The organism is Burkholderia sp. JPY481, assembly GCF_038900515.1.
In the GTDB taxonomy this organism is placed as follows: domain Bacteria; phylum Pseudomonadota; class Gammaproteobacteria; order Burkholderiales; family Burkholderiaceae; genus Paraburkholderia; species Paraburkholderia youngii.
In genome coordinates this window covers 1,092,431-1,109,249 of sequence record NZ_JAYMRT010000001.1, presented here as the reverse complement: position 1 = coordinate 1,109,249, position 16,819 = coordinate 1,092,431, and the positions used below count along the sequence as shown (strand labels likewise).

Here is a 16,819-nt window from a genome sequence, read left to right as displayed (position 1 = left end):
AGGGCATATTCATTCGTTCGCGCGGAAGGCGCCCGTCCGACAGTCATGAGCGACAAACCCGAAAACGCCGGCACGACCGGCAGTCCACAGCCGAGCTCGCCCGCGCCGAGCGGCACGCCGGCGGCACCGGCCCCCTCGCTTCCTCCGTCGCATGAAGATGCCACCCAGTCGGCCGCCAAAGATACGAGTCCGGCCGCCGAGGAGGCGACCGCGCGGTCGTCGACCGACGATCCGATCAGCGCATCGTCAGTCACTCGCGAAGATCCGCGCACGGCGCGGCTGCGCGACGCGGTGGAGGCACGCAGCGCCGCCGCCGAATCGACCGCGCGCCAGGAAGCCGCGGTGCACGAGCGCGAAGCGCGGCGCGCCGGTAAGCATGCCGGCGGCGCGACCCCGGTGAAACCCGAGCCAGCCGTCAAACCGACGCCAGCCGCCGGCGCGCCCCAAGTGGGTGGCGGCCTCAGCGCCGCGGACGTCGCCACCGACGGCGAAATCGCCACCGAGGAAGCCGCCGCGCCCGCGGCGCGGGCGCCCGGCTCGCCGCCGCCCGGATTCGGCGCGGCACCCGATTTCAGCGCCACCAATCCGCCGCCGCCCAATGCGCTTCCGCCGTCGCCGCCGCGTTATCTGAAGCAGAGCGATTCGGCGTGGAGTGTGTTCGGCCGTATCATCGCGGCGCGCGCGCGGCAGCTGTTCGATCGCGCGGGACAGCGGATCACGCAGCGCACGCTGCGCATCGGCGTGTCGGCGCGCATCTTCCACCCGGAACCGGGCGCGAAGGGCTTGCGCGGCAAGACGCTGCAGTATCTGGAGGAGTCGATCGCGCACTGGGTGATGTCGCGCGACGTGCTGGTGTTCATGATCCCGACCGTCGGTCATCAGGGCATGCTGCACCCGAGCAACATCCGTCTGCGCGACTACGCGAAGCATCTCGACGGCCTGCTGCTGCAAGGCGGCGCCGACGTGTCGCCGCAGACCTATGCGGAAACTGCGACGAGCCACGAATGGCCCGGTGACCGCGTGCGCGACATGTACGAGCTCGAACTGCTGCACGAGTTCGTCGAATCGGGCAAGCCGGTGCTCGGCGTGTGCCGCGGTTGCCAACTGATCAACGTCGCGTTCGGCGGCACGCTGTACCAGGACATCGCGACCGATGTGCCTACCGCGAACGCCCACGTCAACGAGAACTACGATCAGCACCGGCACGGCGTGCATTTTCCCGATGGCTCGACGCTGCTGAACATGTTCCCCGGCCGCCGCGACGCGATCGTCAACTCGATCCACCATCAGGCGGTGAAGACGCTGGGCCGCGATCTGAATATCGAGGCGGTGTCGGCGTCGGACGGCATCATCGAGGCCGTGCGCTATCGGCGCGCGCCGTTCGTGATGGGCGTGCAGTGGCATCCGGAGTTTCATCGCGCGGGCGGGCCGGAGCTGCTCGATTGCACGCCGCTGCTCGATACGTTCCTGCGGGTCGCGCGGGAGACGCGGTTTTAAGCAGGGCGGGTTCGCGTTGGCCCGACGGGGCCATCCCATCCATCTGACGCACTGCCACGCTATATGGCAGGCGGCGATCATTGCGCGAATTGTTCCGGGATTTCGGTGACGCGTCTCTGCGATATGTGATTCATCCACTCGGTGCTGTCCGCCGGCCGATTGTTCGACACGGTGGAGCGCGGCAGGGTCGCGGCGTCGCGTGAAGACATCATCGCGAAGGTCGTCACATCAGCGTATTCGTCCTCGCCGAACCGGGTTCGAACGCGCGCTTCATGCGATGACTCATTCGCGGCACGGCGATTTACCGAAAGCGGATGCGTTTGCGCGTGAAGCGCACGACGCGCACGATGCGCAGGTGACGAGTGAATCGCATCACGCGGCGTGCGCACATGTCGCGTGGTGGTGCGCTCAGGCAATGCCGCTATGCGCGCGGGGGCGGCGGCCACGTCGACAGGTAATGGTGGAAGCAAAGGCGCCGCTGTGACGGCCTCGGCAATCACCGGCGCATCACGACGCGGCATCAAAGCTTGCGCCGACTTCAGCATGCCAGATGCGATGTGCTGCGGCGGCAGAGGCTGATCGACGATCCACCACACTAGCGCCGCGACACAGCCGATTACCCCGGCACTCGCCGCGACCGTACGTCGATTCCACACTGAGCGCCGCTGCGCGATTCGCGGCGAGCGGGCCTTGAGCGCAATACGCATTGGACCCTGAGGCACCTTCCGTTGCATAGCGGGACGCGCCACCGTCGCCGTATGCGCCGCTTCCGCGGCGTGCTGCGTGGCGTCCGCGACAGGCGCCTCGGCCGGACGTTTCACGCCGCTCAGCGCGCCGTCGATCGACACCCTCTGCCCATACGACAGCAACGGCTGATCCCTGATGCAGACGGTGCGCAGCAGCGCGGCATACAGCGAATCGAATCCGGCTCGCCAGCACTGAGTGTCCGGCAGCAACGCCCAATCGCGGCCGAACGGTTCGGACAGTTGATTGAGCGGACGGAGAGGGGGAAGGGCGAATGCGCCTTCGATCGAGGTGAGCGGCGTGCTGGTCATCGGTTTCTTCCGGTGCCTCGTGACAAGGACGACCGGTGAGGCAGTGACGGAATCTGTATGGGACCGATGAAGCCATCGGCGACAGAAAATCGTGCCTCGAAACTACCTTGTCCAACCTTCAGATGACTCCGAAAACGGGGACATCACAGGCTGCACGCACACTCGACTTCTATGTTCAGGGCTTCAACCGGTACACGTAGCGCAGCGCGGTGATATCGACGCCGCCCATATGGTCGGGCTCTGCGCCGACCAACTGCCAGCCGTGCCGCTCGTAAAAGCCGATCGCCGCCGTATTGCCTTCGAGCACGTACAGATATAGCTGGGCCTCGCCTTGCGCGCGGGTCCAGTCAACGGCTGCGTGCATCAGCGTTTTGCCGACGCCAATGCCCTGATAACCGGGCAGTGCATGCAGGTTGTCGAGCAGCACGCCCCATGCGGACTCGGGCTGTCGCTCGACACACACGAAGCCGATCGGCTCGCCGGCCAATTCGGCGATCAGCACGATGCGGCGCTCGCTGCCCGGCGCGCCGAGACGCGCTTCCCAATAGGCGGCGCGCTCGCGCGTGACTTCGCCATCGAGGAACGCGTCGGGCAACAGACCGCGATAGGTCGCCTGCCAGCTGGCGCTGTGGATCGACGCGATCAGCGCGGCGTCCTCGAGCGTGGCGGGGCGCAGGGAAAGAGCAGGGGTGGTTTGCATCGGAGTAGTCAACTGAATGGCCTCGCGCGGACAGTCTACCGCCGCCCGCCGGAGTCGCGCGTAAGCAAACTGTATGCGTTTCGCGTCGATCTTATCAGCAGTAACATTACGTGGCATCGGCCCCGCATCAAGCTCAGCGTTTACCCTCACCCCGGATGAACGCCGTGGGCAGCAGAATGCGGCGCCCCCGGGCGCGCTTCGCAAATCGATAACCGCGTGTCCGCCTGTGGGATCCGCTTGCCAATCGCAGTGGATCGTTCCAACTGCCCGCTCGTCACCGTCCACGTCGATCCGTGCGACTGGGCGGCGGGCCTCTCCGAGACCGTCATGTCTACCGCGACCCACGCCGCTTCCAAAACCGAAGAATCCAAGGTCAAGACAGTGTTCCGCGTCGTCAGCGGCAACTTTCTTGAGATGTACGACTTCATGGTCTACGGCTATTACGCTTCCGCGATCGCCAAGACCTACTTCCCGAGCGGCAGCGATTTCGCGTCGCTGATGCTGTCGCTGTCCGTGTTCGGCGCGGGCTTCCTGATGCGTCCACTCGGTGCGATCGTGCTCGGCGCCTACATCGACCATCACGGCCGTCGCAAAGGCCTGATCCTCACGCTGAGCCTGATGGCGCTCGGCACGCTGACGGTCGCGACGATACCGGGCTACGCGACCATCGGGCTCGTGGCGCCCGTGCTCGTGCTGTTCGGGCGACTGCTGCAAGGTTTCTCGGCTGGCGCCGAGCTCGGCGGCGTGTCGGTGTATCTGTCGGAGATCGCGACGAAGGGCAACAAGGGCTTTTATTGCTCGTGGCAGTCGGGCAGCCAGCAGGTCGCGGTGGTATTCGCCGCGCTGATCGGCGTGATGCTCAACAAGATTCTGCCCGCCGACCAGATGTTCGCGTGGGGCTGGCGCGTGCCGTTCCTGATCGGCTGTCTGATCGTGCCGTTCCTGTTCATCATCCGCCGCTCGCTGCAGGAGACCGAGGAGTTCGCGGCGCGCAAGCATCGTCCGGGCATGGGCGAGATCCTGAAGTCGATGGCCGCGAACTATTCCGTAGTGCTGGGCGGCATGGGCATGGTCGTCATGACGACCGTGTCGTTTTACATGATCACGGCTTACACGCCGACCTTTGGCAAGGAGGTGCTGAAGCTGACGGCCATCGACGCGCTGGTCGTCACCGTCTGCGTCGGTATCTCGAATCTGATCTGGCTGCCGGTGTCCGGCGCGTTGTCGGATCGCATCGGCCGCCGTCCGGTGCTGCTTGCGTTCACGATCCTGACGATCCTCACCGCGTATCCGGCGCTGCAATGGCTCGTCGCCGAACCGTCGTTCGCGCGTCTGTTGGTCGTGCAGCTGTGGCTGTCGTTCCTGTACGGCTGCTACAACGGCGCGATGGTCGTCGCGCTGACCGAAGTGATGCCGGTCGAAGTGCGGACCGCCGGCTTCTCGCTCGCGTACAGTCTCGCGACGACGATCGGCGGCTTCACGCCGGCCATCGCCACGCTGCTGATCCACGTGACCAACAACAAGGCGGCGCCGGGCCTGGTTCTAGGCGTGGCGGCGATCTGCGGTCTGCTCGCGACGCTGTTCCTGTATCGCACGCCGGAGTCGCGGAATCAGTATCGGGCGGCCTGACGGGTTCGCTTCGTGTTCTGAGAACAGAAAACCCCGCGAAAGCGGGGTTTTCTGTTTTTGCTGGCGGCGCGTGGTCCGTCGCTAGCCGTGCCGCAATTCCTTGGCGACCGCCTCGACGACTTGATCCCACGCGCCCGGCCGCGGCTGACGCACCAGCGTCGCGCCCGGATACCACGGGCTGCGCGTGTCGCCGTCGAACCAGCGCCAGTCGGCGGCGAACGGCAGCATCAGCCACAGCGGCTTGCGCAGCGCGCCGGCGAGGTGCGCGATCGACGTGTCGATCGACACCACCGCGTCGAGCCGCTCGACGATCGCCGCGGTATCCGCAAAGTCGCCGATGCGTTGGTCGAAGCGATGGATCGCGGCCGCGCGCGGATGCGCATCGAGCGCGGCGCGTTCGTCGTCGGACAGATCGGGCTGCAGCACGATCCAGTCGATGCCGTGGAGCGCGAACAGCGGCTCCAGCGCGGCGAGCGGCATCGTGCGGGTTTCGTTGCGCTGGATGCGCCCAGACCAGGCGAGCCCGATCTTGCGCTTCGCCTGACCGCCGAGCGAGCCGCGCCATTTGCGGCGATAGGCCGGCGGCACGCTCAGATAGGGCGTGCGTGCTTCGATCGTGTCGTAGCGCGTGCCGAGCGCGAGCGGCAGGCTCAGCAGCGGAATTTGCAGATCGGCGGCGGGACGCGGCTGGCCCTGCGCGATCAGCGAGACGCGCCATGCCTGCGCGACGGGCGCGAGCAGCGGCACCAGCTGCGGCTGCACTTCGAGCACGACGCGCGCGGCGCGTTGTGTGGCGAGCGGCACGAAGCGCACGAACTGCAGCGTGTCGCCGAAACCCTGTTCGGCATGGATCAGCAGCGTGTACTCGTCGATCGGCTCGCCGTGCCAGCGCGGCAGCGTCTGGATCGCCGGTTGCGCGACGGTTTGCAGCCGCCATTCGTATTCGGGCAGACCGCGCTCGAAGTCGCGCATCGCGAGCCACGCGAGCGCACGGTTCATATGCGCGGACGGGAGGTCGGGGCGCAGCCGCAACGCCTGATCGAGCGCGCGCACCGCGGCAGCGTGCGCGCCGAGCGCCTGGTGCGCGGTGCCGAGCGCGAGCCACGCGAGCGCGAATTGCGGATCGAGCCCGACCGCGCGCTCCAGATACGGCAACGCCTGTTCGGCCCGGCCGAGCGCCGCGAGTGCGTTGCCCATGCCGTAGATCGCGGGCGGCAGGTTCGGCTGCAGCCGCAGCGCCGCTTCGAATGACGCGACTGCCTGCGCATGTCGGCCGGTCGCATCGAACGTGTTCGCGAGGTTGAAGTGCGCGGCGACGAAGCGCGGCTCGGCGGCCAGCGCGGCCTCGAAGCAGGGCACCGCCTCGTCCGGCCGATCGAGCGCGTTCAGCGACATGCCCATGTTGTTCAGCGCGCCCGCGTGACCGGGGCGCAGTTCGAGCGCGCGCCGGAACGACGCGATCGCGTCCGCGTGACGCCCGAGCGCGTGCAGCGCATTGCCGAGATTGTTGTGCGACGACGCGTCGTCCGGCTGCAGGCGCAGCGAGCGTTCGAACGCATCGGCGGCGTCTTCGTGACGGCCCAGCGACGCGTAGGCGTTGCCGAGGTTGTAGTGCGCCATCGGGAACGTCGGTGCGAGCGTCAGCGCGTTGCGGAACTGCTCGATCGCGGCGTCGATCTGGCCGAGCGCCTTCAGCGCATTGCCGAGGTTCAGCTGCAGCGCCGCGTCTTCGGGGCGCAGGTCGACCGCGCGCCTCACGAGCGCCGCGGCTTCGGCGTGCTGGCCCTGCTGGTGGCGCAGCACGCCGAGCAGATGCAGCGCATCGACATGGCTGGGGTCGTGGTCGAGCGTGGCGCGGTAGCCGCGTTCGGCGTCGTCGAGGCGGCCGTCACGATGCGCCGCGAACGCGCGGTCAAATACAGGTTGCATGACGGGGAGGGCATTCGGATCAATCAGACTGGGCCGCATTTTCCCATACTTGCGCAAGGGGCCCCGATTTGCGCGGCTCGCGGGCGCCTCTGGAGCGACGGGGCGTCCCCTCCGCGATTGATGCAGCGCACCGCTGTGCGCGAGAGCGGCGGCGTACACTAGAACGCAATGTTGCCTCCGGAGTTCCGCATGGACGCTGCCGCCTACGACGCGTCGCCGGTGCTGATCGTCGGGGCCGGTCCCACCGGACTTGCCGCAGCGATGAGTCTCGCGCGTGCTCACATCCCCGTGCGTCTGATCGACAAGGCGCCGCAGCCGAACCCTTATTCGCGCGCGATCGGCATTCAGGCACGCACGCTCGAGCTGCTCGAGCAGCATCGGCTGATCGAGCCGTTTCTCGAACTCGGCCATCGCGCGCGCGTCGCGAATCTGTTTTCGAACGGCATGCGGCTTGCGCAGCTCGATTTTGACGCGCTGCACACGCGCTATCCCTATCTGCTGTTTCTCGACCAGTCGGTGACCGAGCGGCTTCTGACCGAGCATCTTGCGACGCTCGGCGTGAAGGTCGAGCGCGGCGTCGAACTGATGGCGTTCATGCAGGGCTCAGCGAGCATTCAGGCGACCTTGCGCCGCGCGGACGGCCGGACGGAAGGCATGCGCCCGTCATATATGATCGCGGCCGACGGCGCGCATAGTTCGATTCGCCATCGCCTCGGGCTGAATTTCGAGGGCAAGACCTTCGAGCAGACCTTCCTGCTCGCCGACCTGCACGCGGAAACCGACTGGCCCGACGACGAATTCCATATCTTCGCGTCGGGCGACGGTCTCGTCGCGCTGTTCCCGATGGGCCACGGCCGTCATCGACTGATCGCCGATCACGCGGTCGAGCCGTCCGGCAGCGCCGCGCCGCCGGCCACACCCGCAGCGCCGTCGCTAGAACAATGCAAGGCGCTGATCGCGCGGCGCGTGCGCGAGCGCGTCGACGTGTCGGATCTCGCGTGGTCGGCGTATTTCCACGTGAACAGCCGGATGGTCGATCGGCTACGCGTAGGCCGCATCTTCCTCGCCGGCGATGCCGCGCACGTGCACAGCCCCGCGGCCGCGCAAGGCATGAACACCGGCATCCAGGAAGCGCTCAATCTCGGCTGGAAGCTCGCGCGCGTGGTCGGCGGCGCGGCGCCGGATCGCCTGCTCGACACGTACCACGCGGAACGGCATCCGATCGAGCGCGAGGTGCTGCGCCAGACCGGGTTCATCACGCAGATGGCCGAGGCCGATCACGGTCCGCTGAAGCTGCTGCGCGAGCGCGTGATGCCGGTACTGGCCGCGCTCGGCCCGCTGCGCGATGCCGCGCGCGCGACGATCAGCGAGCTGTCGATCCAGTACCGGCGCAGTCCGCTCACGCTCGAACGCGTGCTCGACGGCGGCCCGCGCGCGGGCGAGCGCGCGCCGGATGCGCTGGTGCATGTCGTCGACGGTCCGCTCGGGCGCGCGCCGGGCGTCGGCTGCATTTTCGATCTGCACGATCCGGCGTTCTTCTCGCTGTTTCTGCTGGTGCCGCCGCTGCCCGTCGACGGCACGCCGCTCGATCCGGCTGCGAAGCATGCGGCGCCGCCGGACCCGGAGCTGGAAAAGCTCGCCGCCGAGGTCGAGCGGCTGCTGCCGAACGCGGTGCGGATCTGGCGCGTCACCGATACGACCGGCGACCGCGGCCCGGCGCTGTCCGAATCGTATGGGCGCACGCGGCCGTCGTTTTATCTGGTGCGGCCCGACGGCTATATCAGCGCGCGCGGACGCACCGGCTCGGACCTGCACGGTCTCGTACGGCACTGCGAGGCGTGGTTTGCGGTGGGGGGAGAGATCCACGAGCAGGCGACGCTGTGATCAGGGTCGCCTGTTGCGCGGCGCGGGCGCGGCAGCGGATCGCGCCGCCGCGCCACGGTGGGGTGGTTGAGGAAATGGCCTGAGCCTAAGCCGCCGACGCCTGGGCCGGCGTCAACTTCTCGCGATACCTGACGATCGCCTCGCGCGTGAAGTTCGTTAGCGCGATGTCATAGGTGTCCGGCGCTTCGTCGAGCGTTGCGAGCAGCGCGCGCCGCATGCGCGGCTCCCAGAAGCGGCGGATGTGTTCGGCGACGCCGCTCAGCGCTTCCTCATGGTCGGGCATCGACTCGAAGAAGTCGCCGATCCGGTTCGCCATGTCGATCAGATTCCGATTGTCCATCGCTCGCCTCACTTGCCCGCGGTAACGGCCGCGGCCGAATCGGCCTGCTCGCGCCGCTTGAGCAGTTCGAGCTGTTCGCTACTGAAGCGCGAATAGTCCTTCTGCCATTGCGACGGCTGCTCGACCGGCATCACCTGCACCGCGGTCACTTTGTATTCGGGGCAGTTGGTCGCCCAGTCGGAGCTGTCGGTCGTGATCACGTTCGCGCCCGATTCGGGGAAGTGGAACGTCGTATAGACGACGCCCGGCTGCATCCGCTCCGTCACCTTCGCGCGCAACACGGTCTGCCCCGCGCGCGATTCGATGCCGACCCAGTCGCCGGTCTTGATCCCGCGTTCCTCCGCATCGTCCGGATGCAGTTCGAGCCGGTCTTCGTCATGCCAGAGCGAGTTGTCGGTGCGGCGCGTCTGCGCGCCGACGTTGTACTGCGTCAGGATGCGCCCGGTCGTCAGCAGCAGCGGATACTTGCGCGTGACCTTCTCCGGCGATGCGATGAACTTCGTGATCACGAACCTGCCCTTGCCGCGCACGAAGGTACCGACGTGCATCGTCGGCGTGCCGTCGGGCGCGTCCTCGTTGCACGGCCACTGGATGCTGCCCATTTCGTCGATCTTCTGGAACGACACGCCGTGGAAGGTCGGCGTGAGCCGTGCGATTTCGTCCATGATCTCGGACGGATGCGTGTAGTCCATCTCGTAGCCGAGCGCGCGCGACAGCAGCTGCGTGACTTCCCAGTCCGCGTAACCGCCGAGCGGCGGCATCACCTTGCGCACGCGCGAGATGCGGCGCTCGGCGTTGGTGAACGTGCCGTCCTTTTCGAGGAACGACGAGCCCGGCAGCAGCACGTGGGCGTACTTGGCGGTCTCGTTCAGGAAGATGTCCTGCACCACGATGCATTCCATCGACGACAGCGCCGCCGCCACATGATGCGTGTTCGGGTCCGACTGCACGATGTCCTCGCCCTGGCAGTACAGGCCCTTGAAGGTGCCGTGCAGCGCGGCGTCGAACATGTTCGGAATGCGCAGGCCCGGTTCCGGTTGCAGCGTGACGTTCCAGGCGTTTTCGAACTGCGTGCGCACGAGCGGATCGCCGATGTGCCGATAGCCGGGCAGCTCGTGCGGGAACGAGCCCATGTCGCAAGAGCCCTGCACGTTGTTCTGGCCGCGCAGCGGATTCACGCCGACACCTTCGCGGCCGATGTTGCCGGTCGCCATCGCGAGGTTCGCGATGCCGATCACCATCGTCGAGCCTTGCGCGTGTTCGGTGACGCCCAGGCCGTAGTAGATCGCGGCGTTGCCGCCGGTCGCGTAAATGCGGGCGGCTTCGCGTACTTGTTGTGCGGGCACGCCGGTTGCCGCTTCGGTCGCTTCGGGCGAGTTCTCAGGCAGCGCGACGAAATCGCGCCACTGCTCGAACGCGCGCGTTTCGCAGCGCTCGGCGATGAACGCTTCGTCGAGCAGGCCTTCGGTGACGATCACATGCGCGAGCGCGTTGACGATCGCGACGTTGGTGCCGGGCCGCAATTGCAGATGGTGCGACGCCTTCACGTGCGGCGTATCGACGATATCGATGCGGCGCGGATCGACGACGATCAGCTTTGCGCCCTCGCGCACGCGGCGCTTCAGCCGCGAGCCGAACACCGGGTGGCCGTCGGTCGGATTTGCGCCGATCACCATGATGACGTCGGCCTTATCGACCGATGCGAACGTCTGCGTGCCGGCCGATTCGCCGATCGTCGTCTTCAGGCCGTAGCCGGTCGGCGAATGGCAGACGCGCGCGCAGGTGTCGACGTTGTTGTTGCCGAATGCGGCGCGCACGAGCTTCTGCACGAGGTACGTTTCTTCGTTCGTGCAGCGCGACGACGTGATGCCGCCGATCGAATCGCGCCCATGCTTCGCCTGGATACGGCGGAACTCCGATGCCGCGTACGAGATCGCTTCGTCCCAGCTGACTTCGCGCCACGGGTCGGTGATCTTCGCGCGGATCATCGGCTTGGTGATGCGGTCCTTGTGCGTCGCGTAGCCCCACGCGAAGCGGCCCTTCACGCACGCATGGCCTTCGTTGGCCTGGCCGTTCTTGTGCGGCACCATCCGCACGACCTGGTTGCCTTTCATCTCGGCCTTGAACGAGCAGCCGACGCCGCAATACGCGCAGGTGGTGACGACCGAGTGCTCAGGCTGGCCGAGCATCACGACGGTCTTTTCCTGAAGGGTCGCGGTCGGGCACGCGGCCACGCACGCGCCGCACGACACGCACTCCGATTCCATGAACGGCTGGTTCTCGCTCGCCGCGACGCGCGATTCGAAGCCGCGTCCGGTGATCGTCAGCGCGAACGTGCCCTGGGTTTCCTCGCACGCGCGCACGCAGCGATTGCAGACGATGCACTTCGACGGGTCGTACGTGAAGTACGGATTCGATTCGTCCTTCTTGTCCTTCAGGTGATTCTCGCCGTCGAAGCCGTAGCGCACTTCGCGCAGGCCGGTCACGCCCGCCATGTCCTGCAGTTCGCAGTCGCCGTTGGCGGGGCAGGTCAGGCAATCGAGCGGATGGTCGGAGATGTACAGTTCCATCACGTTGCGACGCAGCGTCTGCAGACGGTCGGTCTGCGTGCGCACCTTCATGCCGGCTTCGACCGGCGTCGTGCACGAGGCCGGATAGCCGCGCCGTCCTTCGATTTCGACCAGACACAGACGGCATGAGCCGAACGGCTCGAGCGAATCGGTCGCGCACAGCTTCGGCACGTTGACGCCGGCTTCGGCCGCCGCGCGCATCACCGACGTGCCGGCGGGTACGGTCACCGCCTGGCCGTCGATTTCGAGCGTCACGTCGACGTCCGAGTGACGGGCGGGGGTGCCGTAGTCGGTGTCGTCGGCGAATGGGTTGGCGGCGCGTGCCATGGCTTGCGACTTGCACGCGCAGTTGCCTGAGCCGCAGCCGCCCCCCTCGGGGAGTTCCTTCAGGGAGCGGGAGTTGAACTGATCGGACATAGTGAACTCCTGGTGTCAGGCCGCGGCCGCTTTGGTGGCGTGGTCGGCAGTGGGATCGGCGGCGAGACCGAAGTCTTCTGGGAAATGATCGAGCGCGGACAGCACCGGGAACGGCGTCATGCCGCCCATCGCGCACAGCGAACCGGACACCATCGTATCGCACAGATCGCGCAGCAATTGCACCTGACGCGTCGACGTATCGCCGTTACGGATCCGCGCGATCACCTCGACGCCGCGCGTCGAGCCGATGCGGCACGGTGTGCATTTGCCGCACGATTCGAGCGCGCAGAAGTGCATCGCGTATTGCGCGAGCTCGGCAAGGTTCGACGTGTCGTCATGCACGACGAGACCGCCGTGGCCGATCACCGCGCCGACTGCCGCGTACGCTTCGTAGTCCATCGGGATGTCCCACTGGCTTTCCGGCAAATAGGTGCCGAGCGGACCGCCGACCTGCACCGCGCGCGCCGGCCGGCCACTCGCGGTGCCGCCGCCGAAGTCGTCGAGCAGTTGGCGCAATGTCACGCCGAACGCGAGTTCGACGAGGCCGCCTCGCTTGATGTTGCCGGCCAGTTGGAACGGCAGTGTGCCGCGCGAGCGGCCCATGCCGAAGTCCTTATAGAACGCCGCGCCGCGCGCGAAGATGATCGGCACCGTGGCGAGCGTGATCACGTTGTTGATCACGGTGGGCTGGCCGTAGAGACCCACGAGGGCGGGCACCGGTGGCTTCGCGCGGACGATGCCGCGCTTGCCTTCGAGCGATTCCAGCATCGCGGTTTCTTCGCCGCACACATACGAGCCCGCGCCTTTCGCAACGAACAGCTCGAAGCGCTGCCCGCTCGAAAGCACGCTGTCGCCGAGCCAGCCGGCTGTGCGCGCGCGGGCGATGGCCGCTTCGAGCGTCGCGATCGAGTGCGGGTATTCGCTGCGCACGTAGATATAGCCGACGGTCGCGCCAGTCACGACACCCGCGATGATCATGCCTTCGATCAGCCCGTACGGATCGCTTTCCATCACCAGACGATCGGAGAAGGTGCCCGAGTCACCTTCGTCGGCATTGCAGACCACGTACTTCTGCGCAGCCTTTGCGCCGCGCACCGTGCGCCACTTGATGCCTGCGGGGAAGGCCGCGCCGCCGCGGCCGCGCAGGCCGGATTGGATCAACTCTTCGCAGGCGGCATCGCCGTCGGTTTGCAGCGCGTTGCGTAGGCCTTCGAGGCCGCCGTGCGCGATGTAGTCGTCGATGGACAGCGGGTCGGTGATGCCGATCCGCGCGAAGGTCAGCCGCTGCTGCTTCTTCAGATACGGAATCTCGTCGACCACGCCGACGCGTCGCGCATGCTCGCCGCCATCGACGAAGCCCGCGTCGAACAACGCAGCGACGTCTTCCACGTCGACATTCGCATAGCCGATGCGGCCTTCGGGCGTCGCGACTTCGACCAGCGGTTCGAGCCACAGCAACCCGCGTGAACCGTTGCGGATCAGTTCGATCGCGATGCCGCGGCGCGCGGCTTCGCTGGCGATGGCTTCGGCCAGCGCATCGGCGCCGAGCGCGAGCGCCGACGAATCTCGCGGAACATAGATGCGCGTCATGCCGGCACCTCCACGCGTTTGCTGGCTGCGGCGAGCAGCGCGTCGAATTTCTGTGGCGTAACGCGTGCGTGCAGCGTGCCGTTGAGCATCATCGCCGGCGACAGCGCGCATTGGCCGAGGCAGTACACCGATTCGAGCTCTACCGTTGCGCCGTCATGGTGACCCGCGTCGAAGCGGCAACCCGTGTGCGCCTCGATGTGCTGGGCGAGCGCCTCGGTGCCCATGCTGCGGCATGCTTCGGCGCGGCACAGCTGTACCGTGACGGGCGCGGCCGGCGTGGTGCGAAAGTGATGGTAGTAGGTGATGACGCCGTGCACTTCCGCGCGCGACAGGTTCAACGCGCGGGCGAGCGGTCCGACTGCGGCGGGTGGCACAAAGCCGAGTTCGTCCTGGATCGCGTGCAGGATCGTCATCAGTGTGCGGCCCGGTTGCGCGTGTCGTTGCACGAGCTGATCCGGCGCCGTGGCGAGAGAATCGTCCAAAGTGGGGGCTCCTCCAAAGCGATATATGCACTTGTTATTCATAATACGTGCACGTATGCTTCGCTTATTCGATGTGGTATAGCCGAAAGATAGGCGGGCCAACCGGCGCGCGCAATAGGAAACAGTCAAACATATATGGTCAGGATCGAATGTCAGGTCGAGCTGGTCGTGAAGGGTGCGGACGGCCGCGAGGCCAGCCTGTCCGACGTGGTGCCGTTACTCGCGCTTGTCGATGAATCTGGCAGCATTGCCCAGGCCGCGGCGCTTAAGGGTTTGTCCTACCGGCACGCGTGGGGTTTGCTGCGCAGCATCGAGGAGCGGCTTGGCGGTCCGCTGATCGCAAAAGAGCGTGGGCGCGGCTCGGTTTTGTCCGACCTCGGACACGCGGTGCTGCGTGGACAACGGCTCTGCGGTGAGCGGCTCGACGGCAATCTGCAGGCGCTCGCGAGCGAAGTGGCGAGCGATCTGAACCGCTGGCTCGCGCCCCCCACCGATAACGTGCGCATCCACGCGTCGCACGGTTATGCGGTGGCCGCGCTCGTGACGGCACTGGTCGCCAACGATCTGCCGGTCGAGATCAAGTACCGCGACGGCGCCGACGCGGTCAGCGCGCTCGCGCGCGGCGAGTGCGATCTGGCGGGCTTTCACCTGCCGCTCGGCGAGTTTCGCGCGGTGTGCGCCGATACCTACCGGCGCTGGCTCGATCCGCAACGCCACGTGCTCGTGCATCTGACCCGGCGCAAGCAAGGACTCTTCATCGGCAAGGGCAATCCCAAGGGAATCGGCGGGCTCGGCGATCTGGCGCGCGACGACATCCGTTTCGTCAACCGCCAACCGGGCTCGGGTACGCGGATGCTGCTCGATCTTTCGTTGCGACAGATCGGGGTGGACCCGGACCGCGTGAACGGCTATGCGTCGACCGAGCTGACGCACTCCGCGATCGCGGCGTTCGTCGCGAGCGGCATGGCCGACATAGGCTTCGGCGTGCAGCCCGCCGCGCATCATTTCGGGCTCGACTTCATTCCGATCGTCGACGAGGACTATTACTTCGCATGCGACCGCGCGCACCTGTCACGCGCACCGCTCGCGACGGTGATCAATCTGTTGCGCGGCAGCGCGTTTCACCATCGTGTCGAGCAGCTCGCCGGCTACGATCCGTGCGACTGCGGCAGGCTCGTCGATCTGGACGAGGGACTCGGCGGCGCGCTAGCTTAATGGTGGGCGTAAGAGCCCGTAATCAGAAACGCGATGGCGCTCGGCGCCCGCTGCTGCGCGGCAAGCCGGTTTCGGCTACTCTCTTGGCTTCGTATCCGCTCTAACCCCGCGGCAAGCCGCGCCGAACCAACATGAAAGCTCTTTTCCACGCATGTGCCGCCGCTGTCGCGGCTGGTGTGCTCTGTGCCACCGTCTCCGTCGCTTACGCGCAAAACTCGCCTGGCGTGCCGGGCGGCATCCTGAACGATGAATTCCGCCTCAACGAGCATCCGCAGATGCCGTTCGCCGCGTCCGCGCCGTCGGACAAGTATCAGCACGGCAAACGATCGGCAGCGCGCAAGCGCGGTGACATGGGCGATCCAAATGGCTGCAATCTGCAGTGCCCGAAGGACGAATGAGGATCGGCTCGGGCTTCGCTCGAGCTTCGAGGTTTGACACAGCGCCGGCCCTTGGGCCGGCGTTGTGCTTTGTGGCGGATGCGATGGTCGCGCAGTTGCCGGGCGGACCGCATTGTTATGGCCTGGCGATGTGCCAGATGTCCTTGAAACCGTCCCCCTTTACATCGCCTGCCTGCTTGTCAGCCGAGTAGTGATACAGCGGATGGCCCTTGTACGCCCATTGCTGCTTGCCGTCCGCGCTCGGGATTAGTGACCAGTCGCCCGACGGCTTGTCGGTCGGCGTCGCGGTGGCCGCCGGCCAGTTGCTCATGCAGCCGCCGGTGCAGGCGCTGACGCCATGGGTGGTGTCCTTGTCGAACGTGTAGAGCGTCATGCCGTCGGCAGTGACGAAGCGGCCGTCGGACAGTTTTGGCGGGTCGGCGAGGGCGCTGGCGTGCAGCACGGCGAGTCCGAGCGGGGCAAGCAATGCGATGGTCTTGCACATGACGCGGGCTCCTGTTCTGGCGACGCGGTTGACGGGCGACGACGCGCCTCGCGCTACGAGTATAGGCAGCGGCTGTGGATCTGCCGGGTCCTGTTGTGGGTCGCGCACGGTGCCTAAAATAAAAAACCCCGGCAGCGTCAAGCTACCGGGGTTTTTCGGGGCCGTTCGTTGCGAACGTGCCCTTGTGTTTGGTGGAGGCGGCGGGAATCGAACCCGCGTCCAGAAGTCCTCTACGACCAGTTCTACATGTTTAGTTCTGTCTTTTGATTTAACCGCAGCGACGCGGACGAACACGCTGCGCTACGGCGATTCACTAGATTTTCGACCCGAACGTCGTGACGCCGCCAAGGCTTAACTGACGTATATGACCTCTGTCGGTATTGCTACCGGTCTTGCGACACTAGCCCGTCAGTGAACTAGGCAGAGGACGGCGGCCCTTAGGCTGCCAGTGCGAACGTATCGTCGTTTGCAGTTACGTTTTTCCCATTGATTAACGAGGTGACGGGTCCTCGACATGCCCTAGCCGCTTCGCAACCCCTGTCGAAACCAGGTCGCCCCCGCGGTTCGTTGCTCACATATATGAGCCAAACGGGATTTTACAATAGATCGACGGCACGCGTGGCACGCAT

Annotated in this window: 13 protein-coding genes and 1 other RNA gene; 5 read left to right on the top strand and 9 right to left on the bottom strand. The window is 66.4% G+C overall.

From position 1 onward, the window contains the following. Nucleotides 1–45: 45 nt before the first annotated feature. Nucleotides 46–1,497: a gamma-glutamyl-gamma-aminobutyrate hydrolase family protein gene (locus tag VSR82_RS05080; protein WP_429458346.1), complete on the top strand. Its 1,452-nt coding sequence runs from the start codon at nt 46–48 to the stop codon at nt 1,495–1,497. A gap of 77 nt (nt 1,498–1,574) precedes the next feature. Here the strand turns inward: VSR82_RS05080 and VSR82_RS05075 are convergent, their stop codons facing one another. Both VSR82_RS05075 and VSR82_RS05070 read right to left on the bottom strand, forming a co-directional pair. Next, nucleotides 1,575–2,552 (bottom strand): hypothetical protein, encoded by a 978-nt coding sequence (locus VSR82_RS05075; protein ID WP_429458348.1) that lies wholly within the window; start codon nt 2,550–2,552, stop codon nt 1,575–1,577. 175 nt (nt 2,553–2,727) lie between these two features. Beyond that, entirely contained in the window at nt 2,728–3,252 is a 525-nt protein-coding gene (locus VSR82_RS05070; RefSeq protein WP_368586795.1) for a GNAT family N-acetyltransferase, read from the bottom strand. Nucleotides 3,253–3,579: 327 nt separating this feature from the next. Between VSR82_RS05070 and VSR82_RS05065 the strand changes: the two genes are divergently transcribed. Then, the gene (locus VSR82_RS05065; protein WP_429458350.1) at nt 3,580–4,881 is read left to right on the top strand and encodes an MFS transporter; all 1,302 of its coding nucleotides are present in this window, start codon (nt 3,580–3,582) and stop codon (nt 4,879–4,881) included. Between the two features lie 81 nt (nt 4,882–4,962). Here the strand turns inward: VSR82_RS05065 and VSR82_RS05060 are convergent, their stop codons facing one another. Beyond that, nucleotides 4,963–6,810, bottom strand: a complete 1,848-nt coding sequence (locus VSR82_RS05060) for a tetratricopeptide repeat protein (protein ID WP_429458352.1) — start codon at nt 6,808–6,810, stop codon at nt 4,963–4,965. 189 nt (nt 6,811–6,999) lie between these two features. Here VSR82_RS05060 and VSR82_RS05055 point away from each other — a divergent pair, with 189 nt between their 5' ends. Beyond that, nucleotides 7,000–8,694 carry an FAD-dependent monooxygenase gene (locus VSR82_RS05055; RefSeq protein WP_410849624.1) on the top strand — a complete coding sequence of 565 codons (1,695 nt, stop codon included), beginning with the start codon at nt 7,000–7,002 and terminating at the stop codon, nt 8,692–8,694. Between the two features lie 85 nt (nt 8,695–8,779). On the opposite strand, the gene VSR82_RS05050 is transcribed toward VSR82_RS05055, so the two are convergent. From VSR82_RS05050 to VSR82_RS05035, 4 genes are read right to left on the bottom strand one after another with little or no spacing between them, the layout of a single operon-like run. Next, nucleotides 8,780–9,034, bottom strand: a complete 255-nt coding sequence (locus VSR82_RS05050) for a formate dehydrogenase subunit delta (RefSeq protein WP_368586791.1) — start codon at nt 9,032–9,034, stop codon at nt 8,780–8,782. Nucleotides 9,035–9,042: 8 nt separating this feature from the next. Beyond that, on the bottom strand, nt 9,043–12,021 hold the full coding sequence (fdhF, locus tag VSR82_RS05045; protein WP_368586790.1) for a formate dehydrogenase subunit alpha: 2,979 nt from the start codon (nt 12,019–12,021) through the stop codon (nt 9,043–9,045). A 15-nt stretch (nt 12,022–12,036) separates the two neighbouring features. After that, nucleotides 12,037–13,611 (bottom strand): formate dehydrogenase beta subunit, encoded by a 1,575-nt coding sequence (locus VSR82_RS05040; protein ID WP_429458357.1) that lies wholly within the window; start codon nt 13,609–13,611, stop codon nt 12,037–12,039. Beyond that, nucleotides 13,608–14,093: an NAD(P)H-dependent oxidoreductase subunit E gene (locus tag VSR82_RS05035; RefSeq protein ID WP_368586788.1), complete on the bottom strand. Its 486-nt coding sequence runs from the start codon at nt 14,091–14,093 to the stop codon at nt 13,608–13,610. The genes VSR82_RS05040 and VSR82_RS05035 overlap by 4 nt, the downstream gene beginning before the upstream one ends. Nucleotides 14,094–14,228: 135 nt before the next feature. Between VSR82_RS05035 and VSR82_RS05030 the strand changes: the two genes are divergently transcribed. After that, nucleotides 14,229–15,308, top strand: coding sequence for a substrate-binding domain-containing protein (locus tag VSR82_RS05030; RefSeq protein ID WP_368586787.1), 1,080 nt, complete (start codon nt 14,229–14,231; stop codon nt 15,306–15,308). A 131-nt stretch (nt 15,309–15,439) separates the two neighbouring features. Then, a complete protein-coding gene (locus VSR82_RS05025) occupies nt 15,440–15,706 on the top strand; it encodes a hypothetical protein (RefSeq protein WP_368586786.1) in 267 nt (88 codons plus the stop codon). Nucleotides 15,707–15,821: 115 nt separating this feature from the next. Here VSR82_RS05025 and VSR82_RS05020 read toward each other — a convergent pair whose 3' ends face one another. Both VSR82_RS05020 and ssrA read right to left on the bottom strand, forming a co-directional pair. Further along, the gene (locus VSR82_RS05020; RefSeq protein ID WP_429458361.1) at nt 15,822–16,190 is read right to left on the bottom strand and encodes a COG4315 family predicted lipoprotein; all 369 of its coding nucleotides are present in this window, start codon (nt 16,188–16,190) and stop codon (nt 15,822–15,824) included. Between the two features lie 189 nt (nt 16,191–16,379). After that, nucleotides 16,380–16,749, bottom strand: a transfer-messenger RNA (tmRNA) gene (gene ssrA, locus VSR82_RS05015). Nucleotides 16,750–16,819: the final 70 nt, after the last annotated feature.